8 protein-coding genes are annotated in these 13567 nt (G+C 36.1%); 5 read left to right on the top strand and 3 right to left on the bottom strand.

Features of this window, described 5'->3' with window-relative positions:
- Positions 1-101 precede the first annotated feature (101 nt).
- Genes ICJ84_RS04045 through ICJ84_RS04025 form a run of 5 tightly spaced genes read left to right on the top strand, consistent with a single transcriptional unit; the run spans position 102 to position 8813 of the window.
- Positions 102-3284 (top strand): SusC/RagA family TonB-linked outer membrane protein, encoded by a 3183-nt coding sequence (locus tag ICJ84_RS04045; protein ID WP_317173643.1) that lies wholly within the window; start codon positions 102-104, stop codon positions 3282-3284.
- A 2-nt stretch (positions 3285-3286) separates the two neighbouring features.
- Complete coding sequence (locus ICJ84_RS04040; protein ID WP_188215062.1) at positions 3287-4732, top strand: RagB/SusD family nutrient uptake outer membrane protein; 1446 nt, start codon at positions 3287-3289, stop codon at positions 4730-4732.
- Positions 4701-6191, top strand: coding sequence for a hypothetical protein (locus tag ICJ84_RS04035; protein WP_206688671.1), 1491 nt, complete (start codon positions 4701-4703; stop codon positions 6189-6191). Before ICJ84_RS04040 ends, ICJ84_RS04035 begins: the two co-directional genes overlap by 32 nt.
- A 12-nt stretch (positions 6192-6203) precedes the next feature.
- Positions 6204-7352 carry a cytochrome-c peroxidase gene (locus ICJ84_RS04030; RefSeq protein ID WP_188215060.1) on the top strand — a complete coding sequence of 383 codons (1149 nt, stop codon included), beginning with the start codon at positions 6204-6206 and terminating at the stop codon, positions 7350-7352.
- 33 nt (positions 7353-7385) lie between these two features.
- A complete protein-coding gene (locus ICJ84_RS04025) occupies positions 7386-8813 on the top strand; it encodes a T9SS type A sorting domain-containing protein (protein WP_188215059.1) in 1428 nt (475 codons plus the stop codon).
- Between the two features lie 722 nt (positions 8814-9535).
- Here ICJ84_RS04025 and cysC read toward each other — a convergent pair.
- From cysC to ICJ84_RS04010, 3 genes are all read right to left on the bottom strand, one after another.
- Positions 9536-10120 (bottom strand): adenylyl-sulfate kinase, encoded by a 585-nt coding sequence (gene cysC, locus ICJ84_RS04020; RefSeq protein WP_188215058.1) that lies wholly within the window; start codon positions 10118-10120, stop codon positions 9536-9538.
- 6 nt (positions 10121-10126) lie between these two features.
- A complete protein-coding gene (gene cysQ / locus ICJ84_RS04015; protein ID WP_188215057.1) occupies positions 10127-10915 on the bottom strand; it encodes a 3'(2'),5'-bisphosphate nucleotidase CysQ in 789 nt (262 codons plus the stop codon).
- 205 nt (positions 10916-11120) lie between these two features.
- Positions 11121-13565, bottom strand: a complete 2445-nt coding sequence (locus tag ICJ84_RS04010) for an exopolysaccharide transport family protein (RefSeq protein WP_188215056.1) — start codon at positions 13563-13565, stop codon at positions 11121-11123.
- Positions 13566-13567: the final 2 nt, after the last annotated feature.

Here is a 13567-nt window from a genome sequence, read left to right as displayed (position 1 = left end):
CAATAATGATTAACCACAAACAAATCGGCAAACTTAAAAAAACTCTCTGCTTTTTATGCTTTTGGCTGTTTAGCACCATTAGTTTTGCTCAAAATAAAACCGTGAGTATAGAGGCTACGAATACGCCTTTAAGTACTATTATAAAATCTATTGAACAACAAACGGGCTATCGCATTATTTATAACGCTAATAAAGTAGACGTAACGCAAGTATATACACTAAACGTAAGAAATTCAGATTTAGATAATGCTTTAAAAACGCTTTTAAAAGATTCCAATATCACTTTTGCTTTAATCAATAGTCAGATACTATTAACCGATAAAAAAGATAAAGAAACATCAAATAGCAGATTAATAAAGGGAAAGGTATTAAGCGCAGCTGATCGGTTTCCTCTTAGTGGCGCAATGGTTGTTATTAAAGGAAAAAATATAGGTGCTATGACCGATATTGATGGGCAGTTTATTTACACCATAAAAGGGGAAAATATTAATGATATAGAATTGGAAGCCTCTTATTTGGGGATGAAATCTAAATCTCAAATTGTTGGCAATGCTTCAGAATTTATATTCTATCTGGAGGAAGATATAAGCGAACTTAAGGTGGTCGTTATTACGTCTTCATATGGTACCAAAAAGCTAAAGGAAGAGGTGGTAGGAAGTATTTCTACTGTCGATCCCAATACCATTTCTAAGGAACAGCCTGCAGTAACATTCGATGAACTATTAGAAGGACAAGTAGCCGGAGTATTGGTAGAGGTTAACCCCCAATTAGGTGAAGCCGCTAAAATTGATATTCGTGGACAAGGCTCTCTAACCCCTCTTAATAATAATGCGGTAGGTACCTCTACGCAACCCTTAATAATTGTTGATGGAATCATCCTGTCTGAAGAAACAGGAATTGACGGAAATAGTTTTTTCGATTTGGGAGACGGTATTCTTTCAGAAAACATACTAAACCCATTAGCTCGTGTAGGCATTGAAGATATTGAAAGTTTCAACATATTAAAGGATGCTGCTGCTGTTGGTTTATATGGTGCCGACGCTGCGAACGGTGTTATTATTATCACAACAAAATCAGGTAAAAAAGGAAAGTTAAGGTATACGGCTTCAGCGCAAACAGGTGTTAATAAAGCTTTTAATGGTCTTAAATATTTAAGCGGACAAGAATATCAACAAGTTTTAAATACCTATTACACCAATAATGGAAATCTGGCTAGTGTACAACCATGGAATGGTGTTAATACCGATTGGTTCGATTTATTAAATACAACCGGGATTTTCAGTCGATTAAATTTCGGGCTGTCAGGAGGTAAAGGAAACTGGAACTACAGGGCTAACATAGGTTATCAACATACCGACGAAGCACAAAAAGAGAATAGTTACGAAAAATTAAACACGTCTCTTTCGGCAGATTACAGAAAAGATAAATTTGGTTTTAGCTTGCGGTTATCACCATCACTAACCACAAAAGAAAATCCGAATACGCTTTATGCATACGCCTTACCCCCAACATTATCACCCTATGATGCCAATGGAGGTTATACGTATTTTGAGACCTATGGAAATCCTGTAGCTGTCTCTAAGCAAAATATTTCTGATTCTAAAACATTTGCGGTTTTGGGAAGTTTAAAACTTGATTACGATGTATTACATAATTTAAAGTTCTCCACATTGTTTGGTATAGACGCTTCAAATAAAGATGAAGATAAATTCTTTTCGGGTCTAAATGGTTCAGGGAATTACAACGATGGTTCTAAAGGCAGACGAATGATTAGAACGCGTGATACCAGAAAATGGAATTGGAATGCATCCTTAGCATATAATACACAATTTGCAGAAAAACATGCTTTTGATGCCCTTTTAGGTATAGAAACCAGAAGTGAAAAAGTTGATTTTTCGTACAAAATAGGTCGTGGATTTGCCATTTTCGACTCACCACAACCCATAATCTCTGCTACACAACAGGATTATGAGAGTGATTATACCGAATATACTGGACGCTCTGGTTTTGCTCAGTTAAATTATAACTTCTCTAAAAAATATTTCTTCTTAGCCAATTTTAGAGTAGATCAAAGCTCTGCATTTGGCACAGATAACGACACCGCTTTAAACGGAGGTCTTGGAGCTAGCTGGAATATTAGCAATGAATCGTTTCTTAAGAAAAGTAAGTTTGTAGATTTTCTTCGAATAAGAACAAGTTACGGTAGAACAGGAAATTCACGCATTGGGTCGTACAGAGCTTTAGGGTTATATACAAGACAAAACAACGGTTACAACGGTTTAGATTACGCTAATTTATCGTCTGCACCAAATCCAAACTTAGGATGGGAGGTGAATAAAAAATTCAATATAGGATTAGATTTTAATTTTCTAAAGAAGTTTAGAATTACAACCGATGTCTTTAGAGATAATATAGAAGAACAAATTACCTCAAGAGGTATTATTATAGAATCAGGGTTTTCTAACGCTCAGATTAATGGGGCCAGCATGTACAATCAAGGAATTGAATTTAGCTTCAATGCCGATTGGTTTAAGAATGAAAATTTCTCTTGGAATACTAATTTCAATTTCACAAAAATTAAGAATAAAGTAACCGATTTGGTAGGTTTAGGTTCGGCTTTTTCAACCGCCGAAGTAGCCAGAGCACAAACCATTGGTTATCCAACCTCGGCAATTTGGGGCTATAACTTTACAGGGATTGATCCAGCTACTGGTCGCGAACTTTACAATATTGACGATAATATTTATGATTCATCAACTGTTGCTAGCCAGTTTGATAATACCAACTGGAGCGTTATTGGAGATTCTCAACCCGATTTTTACGGTGGTTTAAATAACAGTTTTAACCTAAACAATTTCACATTAAGAGTCATTTTAGCCTATACCTATGGAGCGGATATGTTGGTAGATAGAAATATTTACGATAACTATAGAATTTTAGTCAACAGAAATATAAATGCTAATGTTTATGAAGATGCCTGGCAATATCAAGGTGATCAGGCTATTTATCCTATAATATCAAGCAATAACCGAATTATTTCTAATTCAACTAAGTATCTGTTCGACACATCTCACATTAAACTAAAATCGGTAAACCTGACCTATAATTTCCCGGTAAGCAATTACCATTTACCCCTAAAAACTTTAAGCTTTTTTGTTAATGGTTCTAACCTACATTATTGGTTTAAAGATAAGAGTCCGAAAGGAAAGAATGGTGTAGCTGAATTTAGAAACACCTACCCAGAAATGAGAACATTTACAATAGGTCTTAACACAACATTTTAATCATGAAAAAGAATATTATATATATCCTGTTTATAAGCATCACTCTATATGCTTGTAGTGATTTTTTGGAACAGGAACCAGGAGAACAAATATCAATTGAAGAGCAACTATCTAATAAAAATGGGATATTAGCCGCCTTAAATGGTATTTATAGAGATATTGAAGATATACTGTCCTCACGCCATGCTATTTATGCTGATGTGCAAGGTGGTAATATTACTTTTACACCAAGTACTGTTACAAATTTGGTAGAAATACCAACGGTAATAGAGAACAGTTATAACTTTTCAGATTTAGAAGACGAATCTAACTATGCCGATTATTATGCAGCGTTTTACGATATAATTAATCAGGGAAATATCCTTTTGTTCTATCTGCCGGAATTTACATTTTTAACGAGCGAGGAACAACAGCAATTGGAGGCAGAATTACTTACAATTCGTGCTTTTGCTCATTATCAATTAAGTATTCATTATGCTCAGAATTATAATTTTACAAGTGACGCTTCTCATTTAGGAATTGTATACAACACAGCACCTTTGACTATTGGAGAAGACTTCCCGTCGCGATTAACTATGTCTGAAACTTATGATCATTTAAAATCAGATTTAAATGAAGCACTTGAATTGTATACAGAAAATCAGTCGTTAGCCGGTCCGGTATATTCTTATTTTAATACAAATACGACCAAGGCTTTATATGCTCGTATCGCACTTCAAATGAACGACTGGGAAACCGCATTTTCCATGTCTGATGCAGTAATAAAAACTTCCGGAATCTCTCTAACAAGTAAAGAAAATTACATTACAGAGTGGGAAGCTGAAGAAATATCGGTTAGCGAGGTCATCCTTGAATTTTCTGCACCAAGAACAACTGAAGGACAAGTGTCTTCAAGTATTTCTGAACATTTCATATATAATTCGAGTAATAATTATGGAAGATATGTAGCTTCTGGAGATTTAGCAAACCTATATGACAACGGTGATATTAGAAAAGACATGTTTTTAGAGGTGAGTATACCAACCAATACAAACAACATTCTAACTAATGAGCCGTACTATTTTACTAAAAAATTCCAAGGAAATCCAGGAACTCCATTTATAAGACTTTCTGAAATATATTTAATTAGAGCCGAGGCCAATGCCAGATTAGAACAGTTAAACAGTGCATTAACTGATTTAAATACCATTAGAGAACGTGCTAATCTTGCAGCTTTGACAGATACTTCAAATATTTTGGAAGATATTTTTACCGAGCGCAGAAAAGAACTGGCTTTCGAAGGCCATTTATTATTCGACTTGATTCGTTTTAAAAAGGATGTTACCCGCAATTTAGGCTGCATTAGCACGGTATGCGGATTAACCTATCCGTCTAACAACTACATTTTACCTATTCCATCTTCAAGTACAGATTTTAATGAAAATATTATACAAAATGAAGGCTACTAAAATATTATACAGTTTACTAAGTATTTCATTGTTATTCGCGTGTAGTAGCGACGAATCAGACAAATTATTTAATGGTGAGGAGATATCATTTATTCGTTTTTTCTTACTGGTAGATTCTAATAATAATATTTTAGAATATCCCAGAGTTAACGGGTCACTTTCTGCGGTATCAGAATATAATAAAGATAATATAAAAACCTTAAAAATTCCTGTGGCTCTGTCTTCTGCAGAGATAACCGAAAATACTACGGCAACGTTTAGTACTACTATTGAAGGTGATATAGATTTAAGCATACAGCCGGAGCAAACACTTACGTTTTCTCCTGGCAAGTTGGTAGATACTATTTATGTAACTATCAATGAGCGTTGGGATTTTTCGCAAATACCACAATTGAGACTTGGTTTAACAGCGGTTAGTAATCCGGATATCCTGATAGGTATGCCTAATAGCCTGGAATCAAATGATGAATTAATTGTGAATTTCAACAAACCTTCTTTTCAATATGCATTCGATACTAACAGAATTGAAATTAAGGGAGACCCTTCTGAAGACATTGAAGTAAAAGTTAATTTTCCTTTAGGGTATTTTTATGATGATATAAATGAGTCTGAAATTTTTAGTTTCTTAAATGGTTTCGACTACAGCATATCTAGAATTGATCAGGATGCTGATAGTATGACGTTTTCAATAACCTTAAATGAAGCTATTAATAACGATGATGTTTATTATCAAACCGTTATAAGTTTACAAGAATATAATGGTTATGTACCAACAGGAAATTCAGTTTTACAGATTGTTAAACCTATTCAATCTGAAAGAGATGTCAATGCTAATCCGGCGGCTAACTTCTATAATCTTTCCGATCAATACTACAGAACCTATGGAGAAACGTGGAACGATTTTAATGATGACGGTATTTGTCAGTGGTCAGGCTATAATGCGTTTACTTATCCTGTAATTGTAGATGCTGGGGATGCCAACGCTATACTTTATGATGACAAAGGCACATCAGATACTTCAGATGATATTTACCACGATGCGTTTAAAATAGGTTTTAATAGCACTATTGCTACTTCTACAACCAATTCATTTAACTTAAAAAGATGGTTCTCAAACGAATCGACCTCAGCAGCAAATTCACCAGGATTTAATATTAGTCCGGCGTTAGAGTTTTTTCCGGAAAATGGAACGAACAATACCAAAGGAACCGTACTTGTTATTCCACAGTATATCACACTTGGAAGCAACAATGGCAATAGCCACATTTTTGCTATCTCAGGTGAAGGCACTTATGAAGAAATAGCTTCAGGATTATTCGAAATTAAGTTTCAGTTACACCTTACTAACGATGAAGTTTTAGGTGGTACAGTAACAGCAGAGTATAGATTATACAATAGTAGAACTTACCCTGATCCTGAAGATTTAACAACTAACTGTCTAAAAGAATACACTTTATAACTAACCAACTGTATGAGAACAAACTTAATATTTTTTATTGTCCTTTTATTTGCATTAACTTCATGTAAATATACCCCAAAAGAGGAAGATTACACTTCCATCACTTACTTGAAAACAGTGTATTCAAGTGGAGATTCATCTAAATGGCCAAGACCTAATCTAGATAGTACCGTAAACAAAAAAGAATTCCAAGATATTGGAGCTTTAGGAAAGGTAACATTCCCTGACAATAACCCTTATTCAAAAGAAAAAGAAAAGCTAGGTAAAATATTGTTTTTCGATCCAAGATTATCAGTTAGCGGACAGATAGCCTGTGCTTCATGTCATAACCCAGAGTTGGCATGGACAGATAATTCCACACGTTCTTTTGGCCATAATCGCCAAACAGGAGCACGAAACTCAATGACCATTTTAAACTCTGGTTTTGCACACAGTCTTTTTTGGGATGGTCGAGCAAACAGCCTAGAAGATCAGGCCAGATTTCCTATTAAGGATCCGGTTGAAATGAATGAGCAACTAAATATTGCTGTAGATAAAATTGCAGGAATAGAAGGGTATAAACCTCTGTTTGAGTCAGCTTTTGGTAATGATTCAGTTTCACTTAAACGCATCCAATATGCTATTGCCACTTTTGAAAGAACCATAACAAGTTATAAAACCCGATTTGACAAATTTGTTGAGGGAGACTCTACAAAACTAAATAATCAAGAGGTTTTAGGGCTTCATATATTTAGAACAAAAGCTCGCTGTATTAATTGCCATAACACACCTTACTTCAGTGATAACAAATTCCATAACGATGGACAGACCCTTTTTGGGACTAAATTTGAAGATTTTGGGCGCTACAATGTTACTAAAAACGTTGATGACATTGGGAAATTTAGAACACCAACTCTTCGTGAAGTTTCAAGAACAGGACCATGGATGCATCATGGGCATTTTCCAAGTTTATTAGATGTTGTTGAATTGTACAATTTGGGGAATCCGGCGCCAATACAAAAGAAGTATTTAGGAACAGCTAGAGATACTTTAATTCCAGAAACCTCACCAATTCTTAAAAAATTGGATTTAAACAAAACAGAAATAGATGCCCTACTGGCATTTATGGAAACCTTAAGCTCCTCACGAGGAAGAATACTAATTCCAGAACTACCACAATAATTAATTAATAAACTCTCAAACAAACTCTCAACTATGAAACAAAAATTACACACGGCATGTTTTGCTTTACTTACAAGCGTTGTTATAAATGCACAAATTATGAAGGTTAAAGAAATTAACGACAATCTCTCTTTAAGTTCTTCGCCAACCAATTTAACGGTATTTAATAACAAAATTTATTTTAGCGCAGATGACTCAAGCGGTTCTAATTCTCCTGGAGGAGATGATTTAGGAAGAGAGCTTTGGGTAACCGATGGCACCGAAAGTGGTACAACATTTGTAAAAGATTTAAGAACGGGTTCTGATAATTCCAGTCCAAGTAATTTTTTCGAATTTAATAACACATTGTATTTTTCAGCAAATACAGGATCAGGAAATGTGCTTTTTACCACCGATGGGACCGATACAGGTACTACTCAAACAGCATTTCCATTTATTTTTAATCAAACCGAATTAAACGGTAAAGTCTATTTTGTTTTGACTTCAGATTCGTATAAACTTTATCAATTTGATGGTTCTAATGCTATTCCTGTAACTAATTCAGGAACTGGGGTAGAAGCTGTTATAGGAGCTACAATAGCTTCTTTTAAAAACAAGATTTATTGTTATATGGACTATTCAGAAGATGAAGCTTCAATAGGAAGAGAACTTTATGCATACGATCCTACATCAGAAAATTTTACACTGATTAAAGATATAACAGAAGATGATACTAATTCAGGTATAAGTAACTTTACAATTTTAGGAGATGAATTGTATTTTGAAGCTGAAGATACCTTGTGGAAAACAGATGGAACAGAATCTGGAACTATGGCGGTTACAGAAACCACATCATTAGCGGGAATCACAAGTTTATTTGCTTGGAATGGTATATTATTTTTTGAAGGTGATAACGGAACGTCTGAAGATCAATTATGGAGTTATAATCCAAGTAATGGTGTTTTAACCAATGTTAGTAACTTAAACGGAAGTAGTGATGTTGATGGTGATAATCATGATCCATCAGATTATGCTGGTTATGGAGCTTATTTATACTATGCAGGAAAAGTTTCAGATAACAGTTCAAAATATTTATTTAGAACTGATGGAGTAACAACAACCAGATTAGATAGTAATATAATAGACATTGATGATTTGGTTGTTTTAAACGGTGTTGTTTACTTTGAAGGAGATAATGGAACAACCGGAAACGAATTATATAGTTTAGATACAACAACATTGTCAGCCAACGATGTAACCCAAGAAATAGTTCAAGTATTTCCTAATCCAGCTACAAATTTTGTTAAGTTACCTGATAATTTTAAAAATTCAGAATTTACAATTTATGATTCAAACGGTAAAATGGTAAGGAAAGGTTTAATTTCTTCAAATGAAATCAAGTTCGATTTATGTTCTGGTTTGTATCTTTTAAAGATTAAAACAGAATTTAGCATTCTTACGAGAAAAATATTAGTTAAATAATAAAAGTAAATTAAGGACACTGATGATTTTTATCTTTTAGTGTCCTTCTCACTATCTCAAAAGACTTATTGACCACTAGCCTAGAACGAGGATACTAACCTTTCAACAAATTAAAGTATTACCTTGAACCTTATCATAATAACGCAAAAGAAAATTGAATTCTGAAAACACTTGCTACCTATTTAAACCAAAAAAAATTAACACGAAAGTAAAAGGACGCATTTACAATTTTGATACTGGATTCTTTCAGCCAAAACAGAACACTGAAAGTTTGTGTGGTTTTCATGCACTTTTGTCTTTAAAATTGAACATTAGAAACAAAAGCCAAATTAAATTGCTAGGCTACCTTTATACTCGTTTTTAAATATGGTAAACGAATAGGTAACATTTTTATTTAAACGAATTCAATTAATATGAACTCCTAAAACAACAAAACCTTGATAATTATCAAAATTACCAAGGTTTTATTACTTATTGATCTCTAATCTAATCGGGGTGGCAGACCTAACTTAGACCTCTCTTATCCACTATTACTTCTTCTTCTCATAATGGCTAAGATGAAAGCTAACTAACATTTTCTCTCATCTTTATGTCCAGTCTAATATAGGACGTCCATTTTCTTTGGTTCGCTTCTTTTGACAAGGCAATAGCGAAGCACATCATGAGTTCCACAAAAGAATAAGTATAGACGAATAAAAGAAATGAACAAATAAAACAACAATCTAAATCTTATGCTTAAGCACTTCCAATATCCGTTTTACCGCCTCTTCCGGCGCAACCTCAACCGTTTTTATCTCCACTGTTGGATTTAGAGGTACCTCAAAAGGTGCACTAATCCCTGTAAAATTGGTTATTTCACCAGCCCTCGCCTTTTTATACAAGCCCTTAACATCACGATGTTCACAGACTTCCAGTGGTGTATTCACAAACACTTCAATATAATACGCCTCGCCAACAATGGTTTTTATCATCTCCCGAATACTGTTGTACGGTGAAATAAAGGCGGCAATCACCACCATACCCGCATCAATAAATAAGCGCGCCACCTCGGCTGTACGTCGCAGATTCTCGGTACGATCTTCCTTGGTAAACCCTAAGTCTTTATTTAAGCCCCGGCGTAAATTATCACCATCAAGGGTATAGGTATGAATCTGTTGCTTATGAAGTTCCTTTTCTAATAGATTAGCAATGGTCGATTTACCGGATCCCGAAAGCCCCGTAAACCAGATTAAACAAGGCTTGTGCTTATTTAAGTCAACACGATTACTTTTGGTGATGCTGTAGTCTTGCTTTTTATTATGCTCCATAAATATCTACTGAACTATAAAATAAGGATTCAACAAATTGGATTTATTATATACCAAAGGTTTATCCTGATCTACCTGCGACACCTCCAGGCCTACCGCCAGACACAAGGCATGCCCTGCAGCCGTATCCCATTCCATGGTAGGCGCAAATCGCGGATATATATCGGCAGCACCCTCGGCCATTAAACAGAACTTTAAGGAACTCCCTTTAGATACTAATTCTACGGCATAGCCTTCTTGCTTCAACTCTTTAATAAATATATCGGTATCCGGACTCTGATGTGAACTACTGGCTACAATACGCAGGGTCAACTTAATAGCCCACTCCGGACTGATAGCGACAGAGGTTTCTAAAACAGCCTCACTAAACCTATGGTTAGGCACCTCACATTTATAAGCCTTTTGGGCCTTTACTTCTGCATAATACAGCATTTCTATAGCAGGCACATAAATCACCCCCAGAACAGGTTTTCCTTTTTCTATCAGGGCGATATTCACGGTAAACTCCCCGTTGCGTTTCACAAACTCTTTAGTGCCGTCTAACGGATCTACCATCCAGCAGCTCGTCCAGCCTTTACGCTCGGCATAATCCACTGCCTTATTCTCTTCACTTATGATGGGAATAGAAGTTGGTTCCAGATACCTGTTGATAATCGTATTGGCACGTTCATCAGCCACGGTTAAGGGGGAGTGGTCATCCTTAAGTTGCACCTCAAAATCCCCGGAATACACCTGCATGATTTCGGCTCCTGCTGCAACGGCTGCTTCTATGGCTATTAATAGTAGTTTGTTCATTATAATTTTATATTTTATTCCCTACCTGAGCGTAGGATGCTGAACTGAATTCAGCATGACAGAATAACTTCATCCTGTCATTCCGAACTTGTTTAGCTATGCTGAAGCTTCGATTTCGGCATATCACAGCCAACAACATCTCAATTCACACCTTTCATTGTCATTCCTGCGAAAGCAGGAATCCATTGTGTTTCATATATCACCACTAACGTTTAAACGCCTTCTTCAACTTCCCAAACCAGCCTTTCTTCTTAGCTCCTTCTCCATGATACCCGTTACCATACGCGCCATAACCGTAGCCATAGCCGTAACCGTAGCCATACTTAGATTTCTGATCGTAGAAATTATACAGCCGACTGATATTTTTAACCTCGCCTTTCCTGTACTTATCATTAATCACCCTAAGCATATCTTTTTTGGTATAATCCTGACGCACCACATACAGGGTCGCATCCACATAAGGCGTTAATTCCAAAGCATCGGATACCAAACCTACGGGTGGCGTATCCAGAATGATATAATCGTAATTCGCTTTCAAGTCGGTAATCAAATCCTGCATATACTCCCCAATCAGTAATTCGGATGGGTTTGGAGGTACCGGCCCGGAGGTTATCACATCGAGATGCTCTACATTGGTAGGTTGTACAATATCTTTTAAAGTGGCCTGACCGATTAAATAATTAACCGCTCCCACCGCGTTTTGTATTTCAAAATCATCAAAGATTTTAGGTTTACGCAGGTCCAAACCAACCAGTACGGTTTTCTTACCACTTAAGGCAAATACCGACGCAATATTAATGGAACAAAAGGTTTTACCCTCGCCACTTACCGAAGAGGTTAACATCACCGTTTTGGCCCCCGGCACCTCCTGACGTTTATAAATAAACTGTAAACTGGTACGAATCGCACGGAAGGCTTCAGCAACTGCCGAATTCGACTTTTGTAATACCACCAGATTACTATCGGCACTACTCCAGCCTACAACTCCTAAAAGTGGCATTTTAGTTAATGGTTCCAGATCTGCAGGGTTATGAATTTTTCTATCGAAAAAGGTTACCACAAAAGCCACCAGTAGTATGGGTATAAACGCCGCGATAACCGCAAATACATAGCGAATACTTAAATTCGATACGCGTGGTGCCTGCCCCACATCTTTTGCCGGTTCTATAAGAATGATATCTGAAATATTAGAGGCTTTAACCAGATCGGCCTCGCCACGTTTCGCCAGATAAAGGTTATAGGTATTCTGACTGAGTAAATACTCGCGTTCAAAGCCCTGAAGTTTCTGTTGATTCTCTGGCATTACCGAAAACTCTCGCTCTAAATTGGCGATATTTCTGTTGATCGTTTGAATCTGGAATCGAATATTCGCCTTATTGGAAGAGATACTCTCATAAATCACCTGTTTCAATCCCTCAATTTGTCGGTTTAAATCATTAAACACGGCGGCATCACTACGCACCGAGTACTCGAGTTTAGATTTCTCTCCCGACAATTGAATAATTTGAGAAATGGCGCCTGTAACATTTCGATCATCAATCCCCTGAACCGCCGGCGCCGGAAAGTTGGTAAAGTCTTTACTGGTTTCCAGGTAATCCTTTAGCAAATCGTAATACAGCAGCGATTCTTCCAATACCATCTTCTCATCTTCAAACTGGGTAATCTTAGTAATCAAGGCATTGCTTTCACTTCCTAAGTCAAATATTTTGTTTCGCTGTTTAAAGGTATTTAAAGAATCTGCTTTCTTGCCTAACTCCGCTTTGACTCTTGCCAGTTGCTTATCAATAAAATTAATGGTATTAATGGCATACTGGTTTTTACGTTGCAACAAATCGCGATCCAGTATCGCTATACAGGCATTAAGGTAATCGACTATTTTAGCTTTGTTCCTGTAGGTTAAACGAAGGGTTAACAAGGGCGTTCCGCCTTCATTAACTACAGAGAATCTATTTACAAATTGAGATACTGTTGTATTATAATTGGTGTACTCTATATAAAACTCTTTACCCGACAAGTTATGAGACTTCTCATTTTTAACAAGCCGCCCTTTAAACACCTCCTGATCGATATACTCATTAAAGCGGTAGGTTTTAGCCCATACCGAATGTGCTACTGGCACTGTCTTAATGTCTTTGGAATCGAAATTCTGAACCGAAACCGACGCTGCATCTCCAAAATCGTAAGACAGTTCAAATTGTTCATCATCAATAAAAGCTATTTTAACGGGCTGACCAATAACCTGAAATGCCTCGGCTTCGCCTTCAAAAGCAAAGGGTACCGCCTTATAAATATCTGTCATATGAAAACGCCCTTGCTGTAAATAGCTCAGATATAAATCCAGACTATCCACCACCTTTTCATGATGTTTTCTTGATTTTAAATTGAGTAACACATCCTGTATTTTACCGGAAATACCACCGTAATTAAAAATAAGACTGGTGTTTGATGTGAATAAGGGATTTTTATCATCCTGTACCGAAATAGAAGCTTCTAAGGTATAGGGAAACTCTTTTCTGATGTTTTGCTGATACACCACATACAAACCAATAACCAGAGCCAGCACAAACCACTTCCAGTAACTTAAAGCTCTTAACAAAAAGGCCTTAAAATCGAAGTTTAAAGAATATTGCTGAGGTATATTATCTTCCATAC

The sequence above is a fragment of the Aestuariibaculum suncheonense genome, from assembly GCF_014596935.1.
Classification (GTDB): domain Bacteria; phylum Bacteroidota; class Bacteroidia; order Flavobacteriales; family Flavobacteriaceae; genus Aestuariibaculum; species Aestuariibaculum suncheonense.
The sequence above is the reverse complement of the archived record's forward strand: the minus strand, read 5'-3'. Positions and strand labels throughout refer to the sequence as shown.

Excerpts from the sequence above, each read along its gene's own strand:
- ICJ84_RS04040 (WP_188215062.1), top strand. The coding sequence starts at position 3,287 with ATGAAAAAGAATATTATATATATCCTGTTTATAAGCATCACTCTATAT.
- ICJ84_RS04035 (WP_206688671.1), top strand. The coding sequence starts at position 4,701 with ATGAAAATATTATACAAAATGAAGGCTACTAAAATATTATACAGTTTA.
- ICJ84_RS04030 (WP_188215060.1), top strand. The coding sequence starts at position 6,204 with ATGAGAACAAACTTAATATTTTTTATTGTCCTTTTATTTGCATTAACT.
- ICJ84_RS04025 (WP_188215059.1), top strand. The coding sequence starts at position 7,386 with ATGAAACAAAAATTACACACGGCATGTTTTGCTTTACTTACAAGCGTT.
- cysC (WP_188215058.1), bottom strand. The coding sequence starts at position 10,120 with ATGGAGCATAATAAAAAGCAAGACTACAGCATCACCAAAAGTAATCGT.
- cysQ (WP_188215057.1), bottom strand. The coding sequence starts at position 10,915 with ATGAACAAACTACTATTAATAGCCATAGAAGCAGCCGTTGCAGCAGGA.
- ICJ84_RS04010 (WP_188215056.1), bottom strand. The coding sequence starts at position 13,565 with ATGGAAGATAATATACCTCAGCAATATTCTTTAAACTTCGATTTTAAG.